This is a genomic window from Psychrosphaera sp. 1_MG-2023 (assembly GCF_030548245.1).
Classification (GTDB): Bacteria; Pseudomonadota; Gammaproteobacteria; order Enterobacterales; family Alteromonadaceae; genus Psychrosphaera; species Psychrosphaera algicola.
In genome coordinates this window covers 275,552-294,344 of sequence record NZ_JAUORW010000002.1, presented here as the reverse complement: position 1 = coordinate 294,344, position 18,793 = coordinate 275,552, and the positions used below count along the sequence as shown (strand labels likewise).

The window sequence follows — 18,793 nt, the reverse complement described above, 5'->3', positions numbered from 1 at the left end:
ACATGAGTCAAAACGTATATCAATTTATCGACGTAAAACGAATCGACCCAACTAAACACCCAGTTAAGGTGCGTAAAGAAGAGTTTATAGAAATCTATCAACCTCTTAACGAGCCTCAAGCTAAAGGCCAAGCCGACCGTTGTTTAGATTGTGGTAACCCATATTGTGAATGGAAATGTCCAGTACATAACTACATTCCACAATGGTTAAAACTTGCTAATGAAGGCAAAATTATTGAAGCGGCTGAATTGTCGCACAAAACCAATAGCTTGCCGGAAGTATGTGGCCGAGTATGTCCTCAAGACCGTTTATGTGAAGGCGCTTGTACGCTTAACGACGATTTTGGTGCAGTTACTATCGGAAGTATTGAAAAATACATTACCGATACTGCATTTGAGATGGGCTGGCGTCCAAGCATTGAAGGTGTAGAGAAAACCGACAAACGTGTTGCCGTAATTGGCGCAGGTCCCGCTGGACTTTCTTGTGCCGACGTATTAATACGTAACGGTGTAACGCCAGTAGTATTTGATAAATACGAAGAAATCGGTGGTCTTCTGACCTTTGGTATTCCTTCTTTCAAATTGGAAAAAGAAGTCATCACACGTCGTAGAGAAATCTTTGAATCGTTAGGTGTCGAATTTGTTCTAAATACCGAAGTGGGTAAAGACATCGAATTCCAAACATTATTAGACGAATACGATGCAGTATTTTTAGGTGTTGGTACGTACAAAAACTTAAAAGGTGGTTTCCCTAATGAAAACGCACCTGGTGTATTTGACGCATTGCCATACTTAATTTCAAATACGCGCAAAGTTATGGGAACAAATGATGATTGCATCGACTTTGAAGGTAAAAAAGTCGTTGTTCTAGGTGGTGGTGATACTGCAATGGACTGTGTCCGTACTGCGATTCGCCAAGAAGCCACTGACGTTGTTTGTGCCTATCGTCGTGATGAAGCGAACATGCCAGGTTCTGCACGTGAAGTTCAAAATGCCAAAGAAGAAGGTGTTGAGTTCATGTGGAACGTGCAACCAATTTCAGTAGAAATTGACGCCGATGGCAACGCTTGTGGTGTTAAATTTGTTAAAACTCAACTTGGGAAACCTGATGCTAATGGTCGTCGCCGTCCAGAAGCAATTGAAGGTTCTGAGCACATTGTTGAAGCAGATGCCGTCGTCCAAGCTTTTGGTTTCCAACCACTTAATCTTGAATGGTTAACGCCATATGGGGTTGAGCTTACGGCTTGGAATACCATTAAGGCACAGGAAGACTCGCCATTCCCGTACCAAACATCTAACCCTAAAATCTTTGCTGGCGGCGATATCGTCCGTGGTGCAGATTTAGTTGTTACGGCAATAGCTGAAGGCCGCAAAGCTGCTGAAGGCATGTTGGACATGTTAGAAGTTTAATAACGGTTTCTAAATCCTAAAAAAACGCGCTCTGGATAACATTGCGCGTTTTTTTATGTCTGTAATTCTGATACCAATGATTTAACGTCGGTCTTTCACTAGCTGCTGCCTCAACGCATTTAACGCTTGTACTGAAAAACCTCTGTCATAAAAATAAGTTATCATGCCCGACTTATCTAACAAAACGACCCGAGCATTATTACCGTTTTCATTGCCGGTAAACTGCTGAACCTTTTCTCCATCGTTGTAAACCGTAATGACGCCCTTCCAAAGTTCTTTTGGGATCCCTTTGCGCATACCTTCATCAATTAATGGACTGAACATTCTAGGAAATAAGCCTTGGATGGTTGGAATTTCATATACGTCAACAAGTGTTTCTGTCATATCCAAGCCGATTAGCCATCGGTCGATATCAAACTGTGATGCCTGTTTATAGCCGATAAGCAATAGGGTGTTGTTGCCACTGAAATGTTTTGGGATCTCGATGAGTTCATCGGACAGGCTAGTCCCTTCGACCAATGGAAAAGCTTTGCCTAGTATTTGCTGATTTTGATAAGTGGTTGAACAAGCTTGTAATAATAACGTTAGAAAACTGATTAATAGGTACTTCATAACACACCAAGTTTTAGGAATTTAATGGCTATACGTATGAACCTCAAAAAAAGCCCATAAATATTTTTATTTATGGGCTTTCAGACTTAAACTAATTTCTAATTTCTAATTTCTAATTTCTAATTTCTAATTTCTAATTTCTAGTTAGCCTAGTCTAAAATCAAGCCTAACGTTTAAACACTTTGAAGCAACGGTTTTCCCATCTTCCACTGCGGGCTTATAGAGCCATTTTGACAACGAAGCTTTGGCGGCAGAAACAAACAAATCTGATGGATAAGATTCAGTTACCCTGATGTTGCTCGTTTTGCCATTTTTGGTGACATCAAAATCCATAATGACATATCCGCCTAATCCAGCTTTTGCTGCTTTAACAGGGTATTTAGGTTCCACTCGGATAATTGGAGTAATACTCGGGTTTTGCTCTTTATTAGCGTCACACAGCGATGCAGTTTTGATTGTGCCATTAGCAACTGAGCTAGTTGTTGGCGCTGAATTAGTCGTCGCGCATCCCGACAAGCCAAGTGTGATAACAGCAATTATTCCACATAATTTCATTGGTACGTTCGTCCTTAAATATTAAGAATTGTCTAAGCTAAATGAGGTTCAGGTAAGTTGCAAGTTTAACGTCGGCAACATGCGTCCAGGAATACTGCCAGATTCCAATTTACCAGACAGCGTCATGCCCATTGCCAAATAAAAACCTTCCGCGTTTGGATCACTTTGCACAGTGATTGACTCGGCGCGATATGATTTAGCCTGCTCGACAACATCGCAGAACAACTGCTTACCAATTCCAAACCCAATAAACTCAGGGTCAATGAATAAGGCGTCGAGTGAAATATCTCGAAGATGAGTGTTTTCCAAAATTGAGAAACCAACAACCTGTCCGTCTAATTCAGCTACACGATAGACAAAGTTCTCGCGTGCTAGTTTCTCCTTAGACTGTGACAGCTCTTCAACGCAGTCTGCCATAAACTGTTGGTCGTAACCCCAATGGGCTTTTGACTTCAATGCAATGTTTGTAAGCACACTCGCCTCAACGAGTTTGGCGTTCCTAACTGAGGCTTGTAAGTTTAAATTGAGATTAGTCATTACTTATTATCAAATGTTAATACAATTATATAACCGCAGGTCACTTCATAGACTTTATAGATTGCATTGCCTGTTTGGCGTTTTTAAGCAGTATTTGTTCATCTACTCGAACCTGATATTTCGGGCTGATATATTGATAATGCACTTTACCTTTTTGGTCAAAAATATACACCGCCGGAACCGGCAAGGAAACTCGCGAATCACCATTAATATCGATAAACGGCACACCAAGTTTATTGCGGTATTTTGCTTCAACTTCTTTATCTAAAAAGTACGCTAATCCTAACGCCTTTGACAGTTCAAGTTTGTTGTCCGTTAATAATGTGTAGCTAATGCCATCTTGTTGTTTCATGTCCTTGATGTTTTTGTTCGAATCAGGGGATACCGCAATAAGTTGAAAACCAAGTGCTGTTAACTGCTTTTCAATTTTCATCAAACGATTTAACTGCGCGTTACAATAAGGGCACCAACCCCCGCGATAAACAATAAGAATCGTGGGTTTGCTGGACAATACATCATCGGTACATACCGTTTTCTGGTCGATATCCTCTAAACAGACATTATCCAAAGCTTGCCCGCGCTTCATAGGTTTAACAAACTCTTCTGCTTCGGCAATACCAATATATTCAACGCTTGCGGCAATAGCCATAAACGAAGAAAAAACCAATAATGTTGCGATAAATATCTTATTCATTGAATCAACTCCGTTTACTAAAGTAACTTGGGACAGGTGCGATGAAAGTTCAACTAGCCCTATCCCAAAATTGTTAATTATGCTGCATTGCCCGAGACAATATGTATATCTCTTTGCGGGAATGGGATCTTGATATTGTGTTGGTGCAACAACTCATAGATCATTTTGTTCGTCTCAAAACGCGTTGTATGCAATCCTACCGTTGCCGTCCAAAGTCTGATGCCGATATTTATCGAACTGTCAGCAAATTGGTCTATGCCAACCTCAGGCGCTTTATTTGAGCTTACAACATCCATTTCTGCTAATGCTTTTTGGATTAACTCAACCACTTCAAGTGGGTTATGGCTGTAATCAATGCCTACCGACAACTCTAGCAAGGTATCTGATTTTGAATTATGCAGAATTTCACCAACGATATGTTTGTTAGGAATTATGATTTCAGCGCCATCCTCATCAACAACGATGGTGTAAGCAAGCAGCACTTCCTGAACAACTCCGGTAACACCCTGCACGGTCAAGGTATCGCCAACAACAAAAGGACGGATCATGATGATATTAAATCCAGCCGCATAGTTGGCTAATAATCCCTGCAATGCCAAGCCAGCACCTAATGACGCAGCACCAATCGCAGCAACAAACGGGGTAACACTGATCCCTAACTTGCCTAATGCAATGATAAGCACCATAACAACAAACAACATTTTAGATGTGTTTGATAAAAATCGACTCAACGTAATGTCTAGTTTATTGCGTTCACAAATGGCTAAAACCATATTGCCAACTTTACCGGCAATCATGTATCCGATGATAAAAATGATAAATGCGCCAACGAGTTGAAAGCTATAGTTTGTAAAAAACTCGATCATGATGTCGTAAATTTTGGCCACTTGATCAATTTCGTTTTTTAAAAGATCTGCTGCGGCAAGTGATTCTTGTGATTGTTGCTTAACCACTTCAGTAGTTGAATCCATGGAGTTACCTATTGATTACCAAGACTAATATAACAGAGTAGCGATTCAATCTTCTGCCTGCAAGGCAAACAATCCAACTTAACTTCCTCTGCACTTGGTTGGAGGTTCTGAATATCGCTTAGGCTCTACTAATTTTACAAGCTTGGGAATGACGTTTTTTGTTCTGATTATTTTGAGCCAATTGAAGGCGGATTATGAAATTCCTCTGCACTCGGTTGGAGATCCCTAATATCGCTTAGGCTCGACTAATTTTACAAGCTTGGGATGACGTTTTATAGAAAGAATCGTCATTCCAAAATCGCCCCAGCGATATTTGGAATCTCCAACAATCGACTCTGAAAGTAAAAATATTTTGATGCGCTATACACTGGTGTTACTAGCAACATTCAAGCATTCTTTTGTGTGAACTATGACATTCCTCTGCACTTGGTTGGAGGTTCCTAATATCGCTTAGGCTCGACTAATTTTACAAGCTTGGGAATGACGTTTTTTTGTTCTGAAGTTATGAGTTATTGCACCTAAAGTTCAGGCTGCATTTCCCTTCGTCTAAATTCCCCTTAGTTGAGATTTATATCTCGAAGTGAACGGTAGGGACGCCGTTGCAAGGAATGTATTCATGGACGAATTTACATTCCGTCTTCGACGATAATATAAATATCAAATAAGGATTAGGGATTTGGTCGAAAGCGGCCTTTTTGCCTACTTTTTGGGTTGTTGCAAAAAGTAAGGTCGACGCAGTCGAAATAGCCGCCTGCAGGGCAAAGAAAGGCGCAGCCTGCAAAGCGAATTATGAACTTCCTCTGCACTTGGTTGGAGGTTCCTAATATCGCTTAGGCTCGACTAATTTTACAAGCTTGGGAATGACGTTTTTTGTTCTGATTATTATGAGTTAATTGAAGGCGGATTATGAAATTCCTCTGCACTCGGTTGGAGGTTCCAAATATCGCTAATGCTCTTTTGGAATGACGTTTTTTTGTTCTGAAGTTATGAGTCAATTTAGGGCGAACTATGACATTCCTCTGCACTTGGTTGGAGGTTCCTAATATCGCTTAGGCTCTTTTGGAATGACGTCTTTTGTTCTGATTATTTTGAGCTAATTTTGGGCGAATTATGAACTTCCTCTGCACTTGGTTGGAGGTTCCTAATATCGCTAATGCTCTTTTGGAATGACGTTTTTTGTTCTGATTATTTTGAGCTAATTTTGGGCGAATTATGAAATTCCTCTGCACTTGGTTGGAGGTTCCTAATATCGCTTAGGCTCGACTAATTTTACAAGCTAGGAATGACGTTTTTTGTTCTGATTATTTTGAGCCAATTGAAGGCGGATTATGAAATTCCTCTGCACTCGGTTGGAGGTTCCTAATATCGCTTAGGCTCTTTTGGAATGACGTTTTTTGTTCTGAAGTTATGAGTTAATTGAAGGCGGATTATGAACTTCCTCTGCACTTGGTTGGAGGTTCCTAATATCGCTTAGGCTCGACTAATTTTACAAGCTTGGGGATGACGTTTTTTTGTTCTGAAGTTATGAGTTATTGCACCTAAAGTTCAGGCTGCATTTCCCTTCGTCTAAATTCCCCTTAGTTGAGATTTATAACTCGAAGTGAACGGCAGGGACGCCGTTGCAAGGAATGTATTCATGGACGAATTTACATTCCGTCTTCGACGATAATATAAATATCAAATAAGGATTAGGGATTTGGCCGAAAGCGGCTCTTTTGGTTACTTTTCTAGCTGTTGAGAAAAGTGACTCGCCTTTAGGCGAAATAGCCGCCCGCAGGGCAAAGCAAGGCGCAGCCTGCAAAGCGAATTATGAAATTCCTCTGCACTCGGTTGGAGGTTCTGAATATCGCTTAGGCTCCACTAATTTTACAAGCTAGGGATGACGTTTTATAGAAAGAATCGTCATTCCAAAATCGCCCCAGCGATATTTGGAATCTCCAACAATCGACTCTGAAAGTAAAAATATTTTGATGCGCTATACACTGGTGTTACTAGCAACATTCAAGCATTCTTTTGTGTGAACTATGACATTCCTCTGCACTTGGTTGGAGGTTCCTAATATCGCTTAAGCTCGACTAATTTTACAAGCTAGGGATGACGTTTCCTGTTCTGAAATTATGAGGTAATTAAAAGCGACTATTCAACGTTCGTCGCTGGAATTTTATTGGCAATAAATTCTCGAATTTCAGATTCAAGCTCTTCAACGATATTATCATTATTGAAGCGTTTTTTCTGGCGAACACCATTTAAGTAAAACCCGCTGCGTTTGTTTGCACCGGCAAGACCTAAATCGGAAACCAGAGCCTCACCTGGACCATTTACAACACAACCGATAACTGACACGGTCACAGGTTCAATTACGTCTTCTAGTCGCTCTTCAAGTTGATTCATGGTGGTTACCACATCAAACTCTTGGCGAGAGCAACTCGGGCACGCTATAAAGTTAATGCCACGTGCTCGAATACCTAATGACTTTAATATATCGAAACCCACTTTGATTTCTTCAACTGGATCAGCCGCTAGAGAGATCCGTAACGTATCGCCAATGCCTTCTGCTAACAACATTCCGAGTCCAACCGCTGATTTAACCGCACCTGAACGGAAGCCACCAGCTTCAGTAATACCAAGATGCAAAGGTTGGTCTATTTTTTGTGCAAGCAAACGATAAGCACCAACGGCCAAATGAACGTCCGACGCTTTAACACTTACTTTGAAGTTGTGAAAATCGTGACGTTGTAATATTTCTACATGACGCATTGCCGATTCAACAAGTGCTTCGGGAGTTGGCTCTTTGTATTTTTCTTGAATATCTTTTTCTAATGATCCGCCATTAACACCGATCCGTATAGGGATGTTCTTTTCTTTGGCAACGTCGATTACCGCTTTAATACGCTCTTCATTACCGATATTACCTGGATTAATACGCAAACAATCGACACCGTATTCGGCAACTTTAAGTGCAATTCGATAATCAAAATGAATATCTGCAACCAAAGGGATGGTCACACGTTGTTTAATTTCTTTAAATGCTTCTGCAGCTTCCATCGTTGGAACAGATACACGGACAATGTCTGCCCCGGCATTTTGTATCGCTTCAATTTGAGCAACCGTAGCATCAACATCCAAAGTATTGGTATTTGTCATTGATTGCACAGCTATTGGTGCATCACCACCCACCGGTACATTACCAACCATAACCTGAGTGGATTTACGTCGCTTAATCGGGTTTTCGCCAAACATCGGGATCTCTTATTCTGTAAATTTAATTATTTGCTAATTCTGCTGCGTCTAACTCAAAACGAGCGACACGATTACGTGGGTAACGATTGGTATCAAACTTTTTGCCGTCGACCCAAATAGTCACACCAACTGGGTTACCAAGTAAAACGCTAAACGGTCCCTGTGCATTTAATGTCATTCTATAGCCAGCAGGTTTATTCCCTACCGCAATGCGCTCTTCGTTAATATCATATACTTCCACCCAGCATTCGTTTTCGAACAACATTTCCACTTTCATGAAACCTTCTTCGTCAACTTCGCCAACATCTGCCAAAAGCGCGGTTTGAGCAGCGGTTAATTCCATTGGCGCTGCTGCGTCTGTATTTTCTTGCGATGATTCATTAGCTGCTACAGTTGTTAAGTCATCAGCTGGTGTTGCTTCTATTGCAGGTTCAATTTCATCATCTTGTATAGCATCGGTTTGCGCTGCATTAGTATTAAACGAATTGACTAAATCTGCGTCATTTGACTCGTCCATTGATGACGCAATATTATCGACTTGTTCAACTTCCTGAGCAACCACCACTGCGTTGTTTTCATTACCACCGGCCAACGGCGCAATGTCGGTATTGTTTGAGTCTTGATACCACCAAAGAATTAGCGCGAATACCAATACACTTAATATTATCCAACTAACCAATTTTAAACGGCGTTCAAAAGCCTGTTTTTTGGTTCTTTTAGAAAAAGACTGCATTTCTTGTTTAGACATTTCTGGCATTTCAAATGCCGCAGTTGTTTTAATTGCGGTGAGTACTTCTGACTCTGCTACGCCAACTTTTTTTGCATAAGAACGGATATAACCGCGAATAAATGTCTCTGGTAAATTCTTTGGAACTCGATCTTTTTCTATAGCTTCCAATACGTTGACTGGTACACGGATTTGCTCTGCCAAATCAGCAAGTTCAATGCCTAGCTTTTCTCGCGCTGCACTTAATATTGTTCCTGCACTAAGGTTTGTCGCTGGTACTTCTGGTTCATTTGTTTGTTGTTCTGTCATTTCTTATATCGCTCCGCGTCAACCTTTAGCAGCTTTGTCCCTGCCATTACTACCCCGTCTTGGGTCAAATTATTCCAAACCAACAATTGAGAAAGCGCAACGTTCAAGTGATCAGCGATTTCAGACAATGATTGTTTGTCCTTTGTTATGTAATACACGTCAGGGTTGGCCAAATAGAGTTTTTGACCGGCCTTTAGATTACTTTCTGACGTTAGCTTATTCCAGCGTTTTAAGGCTTCAATTTTGATATTAAATTTTGTCGATATCGTATACAGATATTCATTTTTTCCAACGGTATGCTGCGGTATCGTTATGCTCGGTGTTTGCACCTCTATTACCGATAACCCATTAGATTTTTCACCTAACTTTGATACGTTCTCAACCTTAGCCAAGTAATCTACAGGGTCTAAGTTAAACAGTTTCATGCCTTTTTTCAGCCAACCATCACTAGGTAAGTTGTTCCACTTCATTAGGGCTGATAGCTTTATATTGTGCTGACTTGCAAACTGTGACAATAACATGTCTTCAGTCACAACGATATATGGATTAGGATCCGCAATATAAAGGCGTTGCCCCAACTCTAGTGTCTCATTTTTTAATTCATTCCACGCCACAATTTTCAGCATTTGAACGTTAAATTTAACTGACAGTTGATACAAGTTGTCACCTTCTTGAACCTGGTACATTGGTGGCTCAATGGTACGTTCTTGTAATTTTAAAAATTGTTTTTGATTCGCAGTTGCGGCGCGGTCATTCACAACCTCCCCTGGCGCAACCTCTTCCACTAACATGGTTTCATTCGGAAGTGGGCCGACTTTTCTAAACGCAGCGGTAGATTGGGTTTGACTCGGCATCGTTATCGATTCCGTATCCGTTAGTGGCTTCGAAAACATTTCCAGCTTTTGTTTTAATTCTGCGGCTAGCGCTACACTTGAGGTTAACTCAACATTGGTATTCTGCAATGCCCCCGCACCAATTAGTCCGGTTTGAGAAAGTCGTGTATCAAACCGATTTTTAGTTGTGCGATTTTGAGGCTTTTTAATGATTTTAATTTGCGGTTGACCATTGCCAGCGGTCGCTTGATATTTTTGACGAAGCACTTCAAATTCTGAATTTTTCACTTGTCCTGTCGTAAAATATAAGGTTTCACGGGATTTGGGAAAAGCGTCTCTTAGTTTATTGGAATATTTATTCGCCTGAGAAATTCGTCCACGGCGCGTTTCCAATATATATCCGAGTAATAAAGCCCGCGAACTCGCTTCTGTTAATCGCATATAACGACCAAAAAAATCGAGGGCGGAAACAAGATCCCCTGACGCATATTTTAAACCCGCAAGCGACAAGACATTATTGGCCCGGCTAGGGTTATGTTTATATGAGGTTTCGTAATACTTTTCAGCTTTAACTAATTGGTCATTAGTTAGAGCACAGATCGCCATGTTTTCATAACTTTCTGCGGCTCTAGTATATTTTGATATATCTATCGCGCGCTTGAAAAACTTCTCAGCTTTATCAACATCTCCGGTGTTACATAAAAATGTACCGTAGTTATTTAGCGTATCGGGGTTGTTTGGTTCTAAATCCACAGCTTCTTTGTAATATTCTTCCGCGATTAGCATTTCGCCAACCAACTGGTAATAATAACCAAGGCTGTAATTTATGTCGGCTCGGTCAGGCGAAAATTGATACGCTTTTTCAAGGTTAAATTTCGCCTGCTCAAATTTGCCGTTTTCGAGATAACTCAAACCAAGGATAAGTCTGGTTTTGGCTGCATCGTCTTTATTAAACTCTAAACTCCGAACTTTTTTCTTAGAATCGATAAAAGTTCGTTCCGTAACACAGCTTATCAGCATAAAACAGCTGAGCAATACGATAACAATTCGTCCCATAACCGCTTATTCTTATTTTTAATGAAAACTGAGGGTTAAGCCATTTTGACTGATATCGCCTCACCTTTCACCTGTTTTTTTAACATTCGCTTAGTCCGGTCAACTACGTCACCTGCTAATTGACCACAAGCCGCGTCAATATCATCGCCACGAGTACGACGGACGATACAAGTATAACCTTCTTCCTGCATGACTTTAGCGAATCTATCCACTCGAGAATTAGATGATTTTCCGTATGGCGCGCCTGGGAATGGATTCCATGGAATTAAGTTTATTTTAGACGGTGTTCCACGTAATGTTTTAGCTAATTCACGGGCATGATCCATTGAATCGTTAATGCCATCTAACATAACGTATTCAATCGTAATATCTTGGTTAGCTGTAGAACCATCAATATAACGACGGCATGCCGCTAGAAACGACTCGATATTATATTTTTTGTTTACCGGAACTAAGACGTCACGTAGTTCGTCGTTTGGTGCATGTAAAGAAATGGCGAGAGCCACATCAATTTTTTCTTTTAATAAGTCCAAAGCCGGCACAACACCTGATGTGCTAAGCGTGACACGACGTTTAGATAAACCAAAAGCGAAATCATCCATCATTAGTTCCATCGCTGGAACAACGTTATTTACATTTAATAACGGTTCACCCATGCCCATCATAACAACGTTTGTTACTGCACGATTGGTTGATAAACCATCCCAACCAATGTCTTGCACCACACGCCAAACTTGGCCAATAATTTCTCCGACCTTCAAATTACGATTAAAGCCTTGAGCCCCTGTCGAACAAAATGGACACTCTAATGCACAACCAACTTGAGAGGAAACACACAAAGTAGCGCGATTTCCATCTGGGATCCAAACCGCTTCGACTTCTTGGCCATCATCTAGCACCAATGCGTATTTAATTGTTCCATCACTAGACACTTGGCGCACGCTAATTTCAGGTGATTTTATTACACACTTTTCTTTTAATTTGGTTCTTAAGACTTTAGAAAAATTAGTCATTTCATCAAAATCGGTTTTTCCCATTTGATAAATCCACTTCACCGCTTGGTCAGCACGAAAGCCTTTTTCACCAAATTCATCCGCAAAAAACTTGCGCATGCCTTTGCGATCAAAGTCCATCAAATTTATTTTTGGAGTAGCCGGAGTGGTCGTTTCTGTCGTCATAAGAACCTCTTTGTAACTTATATCGTTGTTCTTTATTAGCAGTCTTTGCTAAAAGAAATGGATGCGTTATTACACGCGTACTAATTTTTCTAATCACTCTATGTTATCCACATTCACAAACGTTTCCAGTTGGAATGTTTAAGAGTGATTAGAAAAACAAAAAGGACTTAGTATTCCTAAGTCCTTTTAACGTATTGTTTATTTAGCAGTACTTACTTAACCATATTTCAAGTTAAGCAAAAAGTTAAATTAACGAGTACGTGCACAAATTTCGTCAGCAGAGAAGAAGTATGCAATTTCACGAGCTGCTGATTCAGGCGCATCAGAACCGTGACAAGCATTTTCATCAATTGAAGCTGCGTAGTCAGCACGTAAAGTACCAGCTAGTGCTTCAGCAGGGTTTGTAGCACCCATGATTTCACGATTTTTCAATACTGCATTTTCGCCTTCTAACACTTGAACCATAACTGGACCAGAAGTCATGAAAGAAACCAAAGCACCAAAGAAAGGACGTTCGCTATGCTCAGCGTAGAAACCTTCAGCTTGCTCTTGAGAAAGGTGAACCATTTTAGACGCTACGATACGTAGACCTGCAGATTCAAAACGGTTATAAATAGCGCCGATTACATTTTTTGCAACTGCGTCAGGTTTGATGATAGAAAAAGTACGTTCTAAAGCCATGTTAAACTCCGTAAGTTTTAAATATAAAATTCGTTTAAACCGGTTCTAGTATCCGATTTTGGGCGCGCATTATACGTTAACAAATTGAAAAAGCATATGGTGAGTTACACAAAGCGCAAAAATTAATCAAACTAATTTAGTGCTGGCTCAAATCGACTTCGACTTCTATACTGATCCAGCAATATAAGCGCCTAAAATTTATGGTTTTTTGATGGGATTTTAATGTCACAACCTCTTTTTATCACTGATTTGTTACAACAACTCAAATCTGAATATGTTGAAGTCATCGACGATGCAACCTCATTTTACTCTAAATTTAGCGAGTTACAGGGCTTCTTTCTGCGTGAAAAAGAAAAGCTTGAGGAGGTTAATAACCAACTTAAAACAATTTTGGGCTACAAACAAAAAAATGGTAATTACCCAAAGATAAAAGACCAAGCCGACGTTGAAGTCTACTTATCTGAATTAAACCAAATCAAGAAAAAAGCCGATGAGAACATAGCTCAATTGTGGCCAAAAATTCAAAAAGGCTTTGAACAACGTAGAACAATACTCGACAAATTGGCCGGAGCATTAGTTGACGCAGCAGTTAAAGAACGAGACGCAGGTAAGTTTTTAACTACTATCGTGCTCCGCGCACCACTCTCTGGTGATCCAAGCCGTTGCCCAAACAATGAAAAAAATCGACCTCTTTATACGTCAGCATTAACGATACAACTTGTATCGCAACTTGCTCAGAAAGAACTACTAGACAACAAATTTATTCAATTAAATTTACCTAACTGGTCCCAGAGCAATGAACAAGTAACAACATCAGACGATGATGATGACGAAGCACTAGAAGGTTATAAAGCCAATGTTTTAATGCCTATTGTTAAAGCCTGTTTATTGCAAAGCATCGGGAGTTACAGCCCAGAAGCTGAGGCATTGTATGAAGGTAATCGATACCGGCAGGTTGATGAAAAAACGCGAAAAAGCCAAGCTAAAGCCATTTATGAAAATACTCTAACATACCTTAAATGGGGATTAGGGAAACCGAATCGCAACGAATTTGACGACGACTCTTTATTTGAAAAAGCACTGCAACGACATCAAATTATGGAAGAGATTTTGGTTAATTATTCAAACCCTGCGCACTTGTTGGGTAATCTCATTCGTGTGCCAATGATTTATGCGTCTTTTATTTTATCGACCAAACCTAAATTTGACTTCCCAACCATGTTTAAAGCCTACGACGTACTTAGTAGCGCCATTGACAAAAAAGTAGTGCGTAAAGATGTTGCCAATATATTGAAAAAAATGGTTGGACGTTTTCCATTAGGTTGCGGCCTATATTTCATATCCAAAGAAACCAATTTGCCAGAACGCGGAGTTGTTACGACGCTTAACCCGTCAGCGCCCAATAATGCAATAGTTAAGCAATTAACCAAGCGGCAGGTACAATTTGACGACATTACCCAAGTAGAAGTGACACCAGCGTACAATATACTGTACGAAGCAGCGAGATCCAGCTCAGATTTTGGACCTGCTTATTTCAAAAAACAATTTCCAGACGGACTGTATTGGAACCCTGGACCTTTATGGGAACGAGATATTGATCATGCAAAGTTTTGGCGGCGGGATAATAAAGTCAGAAAAAACTAATATTCAGTAACGACAGTGGGCTAACAATCTAGCCCATATCCACTTTGCCCCGCATTTGCTTTAGACCACTTCGCTTAGTCTTACTATCCATTCGCCTTTTTTGCGATGCGCGGGTAGGTTTTGTTGCTCGGCGCGCCTTTGCAACAACGGACACACTCTTAATCAATTCCACTAACCGTTCTAACGCGTCATCTCGGTTTTGCTCTTGAGTCCGATATTGCTGCGCTTTTAGGACAATAACGCCTTCTTTTGTTAAGCGTTTGTCTTTTAGCGCTAACAAGCGCTCTTTATAGAAGTCTGGTAAAGAGGATGCTGCGACATCAAATCGAAGGTGAATTGCCGAGGAAACTTTATTTACGTTTTGCCCGCCAGCGCCTTGAGCACGGATCGCATTTAACTCAATCTCATCAAGGGACAAACTGACATTGTTAGAAATGACTAACATCTTATTATTTAAAAAACTCGTTTTCTTGTTGGGCCAACATGTTTTCAATGCGATCGAGATCGGCTTCTGACATTGCTGACGCTAACGGTGATTCTGGAATAGATTTTTCTTCGTTGGCCCACTCACCTAAATCAATAAGCTGGCATCGTTTACAACAAAAAGGACGAAATTCTGATTCGGGCCCCCACACAACGTCTTTTACGCAGGTTGGACATTTAACTACGGTTGTCATAATTCACTCTTATTAACTAACATTTTGCTAATTCGAAATGAATTGTATCATTCACAGCCGTTTTAACCGAACTTTTATCAGGTTGCATAAAACTGATTGAAAATCGTCTATGACTGCCACTAACCGTTGGAAAAACCCCTAGGGACAAGTCGTAGCGTATACGCAATAAACTCACGTTATCGCCGCTGGAATCTTGATAAAATCCATTTACAGCACTTTTTTGCTCAAAACTATAGGACTCACGAATAAACATAAGTGAAAAGTCCAGCGCTTGTTTTAGTGGCAACAAGATATTAAGCCATTCTTGGACATTATTATCACGTTCTTGTTTTGTTTGTAGACGCCAATAGTGAAGTTGCGGTAATTCAAAATCACATGCGCCACCAGCAATAGAAAAACGTTGGCGTAAGCTGGCTAAAAATTTATCTTCTTTGAGTTGCTGACATGCTTTAGTCATATTGACGACGTCATTTTGCAATCGAATCGCCTCTGCTAACTTTTCCTGTAACGATTCATTTTGAACCTCAGGATGCGCCGCCCACTTAACCATACTTTTTTCTAATAAATCCAAATAATGAGTCAAGGTACTGCGAACGTCATTTCGTTCAAGTAGCTCAATGCAGTCAAAAATATTGCGGAAAAAGGAAAGTAGGTTGGGATAATTATTGGTGGATTGAAATGAATCGAGTTGCTGGAACAAGAGTTCGAGTCGCAAAAGCACTCGGACTTTTTCATTTAATGGGTGTTCGAATACAACAAAGTTCATTTTATTCTTATTATTGTTTGATTATATTTACTAGTACTTTCTAGTAGTTTAAACACATATCGCAGAAAAATTATACACTTTTATCTAAATTTACCGATTTTACGATGTTAAATTATTAAATTTTTTGCCCAAATATGTGCGGCTTTAACCTGCTCATTTAACATGAGTAAACTGCCTGAATTGTCGATGATAAAGTCAGCTTTATTTTTTCTCTCATGCCGTGACAACTGGCTGTTAATAATGGCTTCTATTTGCGATGGTTCAACGCCATCCCTGTCACTCGCTCGACGCATTTGTACTGACTCATCAACATCAACAACAATAACCTTATCAACATATTTCTCAAGTCCATTTTCAAACAACAAGGGCGCAGATAACAAGACATAGTCTGAGGTAGCCGCGTCCAATTGTGCCAACAATTCAGCTCTAATAGCTGGGTGCATAATTGCATTTAGGGCTAACTTTTGAGCATTATCAGAAAAAATTTGTTGGCGTAACATCGCTCGATTTAGTGAGCCATCCGCCAGAATAATACCTTTCCCAAACTGCTTAACAATAAGGTCTAATACTGGAGAGCCTACTTTAACAATATCTCTGGCGACGATGTCCGCATCGACCACATCAATACCAAGTTGCTGAAAAATGTTTGTTGCAGCCGTTTTGCCGCTGCCGATCCCGCCCGTTATTCCTATAATTAGCTTTTTCGGCTGGCTCATACAAAAACTCTTAAATACCATGCAAGGATACCATCACCCCACAACATGGTTATCCAACCAGCTATCGCGATATATGGTCCAAAAGGGATATGGGTCGTACGATCAGCTTTTGAAAATGCCATCATAGAAAGACCGATAACAGCCCCGACAGCGGACGATAGTAATATGACCATTGGCAACTGAATAACGCCAACAACACCACCAACAACCGCCATTAGCTTAAAGTCGCCATAACCCATGCCATCTTTTCCTGTGACTAACTTAAAGCCCCAAAAGACAACCCACAAAAACATATACCCAGAGGCCGCGCCAATAATTGCGTCTTTAGGAGATAGAAACACGCCCCAAATTGAGCTAATAATTACTAACCAAAGCGCAGGTTGGGTAATTTGATCTGGCAATAACATGTGGTCAATATCGATAAAAATGAGGGCAACAAACAACCAAGTCAAAAGGATTAATACTGGCGCTTGAGGTGAAAACCCAACTACCATGACCACAGTTAATGACGCAATTGCAGTCAACAACTCTATTGCAGGGTACCTTAGGGAAATCGGCGTATTGCAGTTTCCACACTTTCCTTTCAATAATAAATAGCTAATGACTGGAATATTCTGCCATGGCTTAACTTTGTGTTTACATTTTGGACAGTGGGATTCCGGGACAGCTAAATTAAACGGCGTCGCTTCCTTTGCTTTCGTTTTTTTCAATTCATCGGCGAGTAATTCGCGGCAATCACAGTCCCATTCATTTTGCATCATCACCGGCAGTCGATAAATAACGACATTTAAAAAGCTGCCAACGAGAAGAGAGAGGACAAAAGTGAAACCATATAAAAACAGCGGAAAAGTTTCTAAAGCATCTAAAATTTGATCAAACATATATTTCTTATCAATTATTTTTGTAACGGTACAAAGGCCAAAGTCTAAGCAATTAACTCAGTGAAACAACCAGACTAAACCGCATTACCCATTTGGAATATAGGCAAATACATTACCACGATGAGACCACCTATTACGGTACCTAAAAAGACCATAATAAAGGGCTCGATAAGGGCAGTAATACCGTCAACAGCGTCGTCGACTTCTTGCTCATAAACATTGGCTACCCGCTCTAGCATAGTATCTAGGGCACCTGATTCTTCACCAATGGATACCATTTGCGTAACCATATCGGGAAACAAATTAGTGGCTCGCATCGATACGTGCATCAAGTTACCAGCGGATACGTCGGCTTTAATTTCCTGGATGGCTTTTTTATAAACAGCATTACCAGAGGCACCTGCCGCAGAGTTTAATGCTTCATGTAATGGGACACCGGCAGCAAAGGTGGTTGATAAGGTTCGAGCGTAACGGGCTATCGCCCCTTTGTTGACAATATTGCCAACTATTGGTGCTTTTAATAACAAGGCATCCATTGAAGCTGCAAATTTTGCATTGGTTCGTAGCGCCCGTTTGAATAAAAATACCGCAATGATGATCCCCGCAACCACGACAGCCCAATAATCTTGCGCTACTTCAGACGCGGCAATCGCGGTCATTGTTGGGCCAGGCAAGTCAGCACCAAAACTTTTAAAGATGTCTTCAAAACTTGGAATTACCACAACGAGGAGAATACCGACAACAATAAACGAGATACTTAATATTGCGATTGGGTAGGTCATCGCTTTTTTAATTTTAGATTTTAAGGCTTCTGATTTTTCTTTATATAAAGCAATTCGGTCGAATATACCGTCTAATGCCCCGGATTTTTCACCCGATTCAACTAAGTCACAATACAAGTCGTCAAAATATTTAGGCTGGGTCCGCAATGCATCTGCAACACTAGAACCGGCCTGCACTTGACCAAGTACATCCTGAACCAGCTTAGACATACTTTGTTTATCGGCACCTTTAGCAATCATATCTAAAGACTGAACCAAAGGTACACCGGCGGTTAACATTGTGGCGACTTGTCGAGTAAATACGGCAATGTCTTTTGCATCAATTGGTTTACCACCTGAACCAAATAAAGGCTGTGGTTTTTTACGGACTTTGGTTGGGGTTATGCCTTGTTTTTTTAGATTCCCCTTGGCTTCACTGGCGCTAGCAGCATAGATTTCACCTTTGATTTTACCACCTCGGCGGTTCAAACCTTGGTAGGTAAAAACGATCTGCTTTCTGATTACTTTGTTATTTGTCGCCATTTA

At 40.5% G+C, this 18,793-nt stretch carries 18 protein-coding genes; 2 read left to right on the top strand and 16 right to left on the bottom strand.

Going from position 1 to position 18,793, the window contains the following annotated elements; translation table 11 throughout:
- The first annotated feature begins 2 nt into the window (after positions 1–2).
- Positions 3–1,409 carry an FAD-dependent oxidoreductase gene (locus Q4575_RS02860; protein ID WP_303521267.1) on the top strand — a complete coding sequence of 469 codons (1,407 nt, stop codon included), beginning with the start codon at positions 3–5 and terminating at the stop codon, positions 1,407–1,409.
- Positions 1,410–1,490: 81 nt separating this feature from the next.
- On the opposite strand, the gene Q4575_RS02855 is transcribed toward Q4575_RS02860, so the two are convergent.
- From Q4575_RS02855 to ndk, 10 genes are all read right to left on the bottom strand, one after another.
- Positions 1,491–2,021: a hypothetical protein gene (locus tag Q4575_RS02855; RefSeq protein WP_272180811.1), complete on the bottom strand. Its 531-nt coding sequence runs from the start codon at positions 2,019–2,021 to the stop codon at positions 1,491–1,493.
- 144 nt (positions 2,022–2,165) lie between these two features.
- Positions 2,166–2,576 carry an energy transducer TonB gene (locus Q4575_RS02850; RefSeq protein WP_303521266.1) on the bottom strand — a complete coding sequence of 137 codons (411 nt, stop codon included), beginning with the start codon at positions 2,574–2,576 and terminating at the stop codon, positions 2,166–2,168.
- 48 nt (positions 2,577–2,624) lie between these two features.
- Complete coding sequence (locus tag Q4575_RS02845; protein WP_303521265.1) at positions 2,625–3,113, bottom strand: GNAT family N-acetyltransferase; 489 nt, start codon at positions 3,111–3,113, stop codon at positions 2,625–2,627.
- 40 nt (positions 3,114–3,153) lie between these two features.
- Positions 3,154–3,807 (bottom strand): peroxiredoxin-like family protein, encoded by a 654-nt coding sequence (locus Q4575_RS02840; RefSeq protein WP_303521264.1) that lies wholly within the window; start codon positions 3,805–3,807, stop codon positions 3,154–3,156.
- A gap of 77 nt (positions 3,808–3,884) precedes the next feature.
- On the bottom strand, positions 3,885–4,778 hold the full coding sequence (locus tag Q4575_RS02835; RefSeq protein ID WP_272180816.1) for a mechanosensitive ion channel family protein: 894 nt from the start codon (positions 4,776–4,778) through the stop codon (positions 3,885–3,887).
- A 2,136-nt stretch (positions 4,779–6,914) separates the two neighbouring features.
- Positions 6,915–8,018 carry a flavodoxin-dependent (E)-4-hydroxy-3-methylbut-2-enyl-diphosphate synthase gene (ispG, locus tag Q4575_RS02830; RefSeq protein WP_215963425.1) on the bottom strand — a complete coding sequence of 368 codons (1,104 nt, stop codon included), beginning with the start codon at positions 8,016–8,018 and terminating at the stop codon, positions 6,915–6,917.
- Between the two features lie 22 nt (positions 8,019–8,040).
- Positions 8,041–9,054 (bottom strand): RodZ domain-containing protein, encoded by a 1,014-nt coding sequence (locus tag Q4575_RS02825; protein WP_215963424.1) that lies wholly within the window; start codon positions 9,052–9,054, stop codon positions 8,041–8,043.
- On the bottom strand, positions 9,051–10,943 hold the full coding sequence (gene pilW, locus Q4575_RS02820) for a type IV pilus biogenesis/stability protein PilW (protein ID WP_303521262.1): 1,893 nt from the start codon (positions 10,941–10,943) through the stop codon (positions 9,051–9,053). The genes Q4575_RS02825 and pilW overlap by 4 nt, the downstream gene beginning before the upstream one ends.
- 35 nt (positions 10,944–10,978) lie before the next feature.
- Positions 10,979–12,121, bottom strand: coding sequence for a bifunctional tRNA (adenosine(37)-C2)-methyltransferase TrmG/ribosomal RNA large subunit methyltransferase RlmN (locus tag Q4575_RS02815; protein ID WP_215963422.1), 1,143 nt, complete (start codon positions 12,119–12,121; stop codon positions 10,979–10,981).
- 249 nt (positions 12,122–12,370) lie between these two features.
- Positions 12,371–12,802, bottom strand: coding sequence for a nucleoside-diphosphate kinase (gene ndk, locus Q4575_RS02810; protein ID WP_215963421.1), 432 nt, complete (start codon positions 12,800–12,802; stop codon positions 12,371–12,373).
- Positions 12,803–13,024: 222 nt separating this feature from the next.
- Between ndk and Q4575_RS02805 the strand changes: the two genes are divergently transcribed.
- Positions 13,025–14,446, top strand: coding sequence for a hypothetical protein (locus tag Q4575_RS02805; RefSeq protein WP_303521261.1), 1,422 nt, complete (start codon positions 13,025–13,027; stop codon positions 14,444–14,446).
- A 28-nt stretch (positions 14,447–14,474) separates the two neighbouring features.
- Here the strand turns inward: Q4575_RS02805 and arfB are convergent, their stop codons facing one another.
- The 6 genes from arfB to Q4575_RS02775 form a co-directional block, all read right to left on the bottom strand.
- Positions 14,475–14,891: an alternative ribosome rescue aminoacyl-tRNA hydrolase ArfB gene (gene arfB, locus Q4575_RS02800; protein WP_215963419.1), complete on the bottom strand. Its 417-nt coding sequence runs from the start codon at positions 14,889–14,891 to the stop codon at positions 14,475–14,477.
- A gap of 4 nt (positions 14,892–14,895) precedes the next feature.
- The gene (gene yacG, locus Q4575_RS02795) at positions 14,896–15,123 is read right to left on the bottom strand and encodes a DNA gyrase inhibitor YacG (RefSeq protein WP_215963418.1); all 228 of its coding nucleotides are present in this window, start codon (positions 15,121–15,123) and stop codon (positions 14,896–14,898) included.
- Positions 15,124–15,139: 16 nt separating this feature from the next.
- Entirely contained in the window at positions 15,140–15,889 is a 750-nt protein-coding gene (locus Q4575_RS02790; RefSeq protein WP_215963417.1) for a cell division protein ZapD, read from the bottom strand.
- Between the two features lie 107 nt (positions 15,890–15,996).
- Positions 15,997–16,605 carry a dephospho-CoA kinase gene (gene coaE / locus Q4575_RS02785; protein WP_215963416.1) on the bottom strand — a complete coding sequence of 203 codons (609 nt, stop codon included), beginning with the start codon at positions 16,603–16,605 and terminating at the stop codon, positions 15,997–15,999.
- Entirely contained in the window at positions 16,602–17,486 is an 885-nt protein-coding gene (locus Q4575_RS02780) for an A24 family peptidase (protein WP_215963415.1), read from the bottom strand. The genes coaE and Q4575_RS02780 overlap by 4 nt, the downstream gene beginning before the upstream one ends.
- Before the next feature lie 74 nt (positions 17,487–17,560).
- The gene (locus Q4575_RS02775; protein WP_215963414.1) at positions 17,561–18,790 is read right to left on the bottom strand and encodes a type II secretion system F family protein; all 1,230 of its coding nucleotides are present in this window, start codon (positions 18,788–18,790) and stop codon (positions 17,561–17,563) included.
- Positions 18,791–18,793 lie beyond the last annotated feature (3 nt).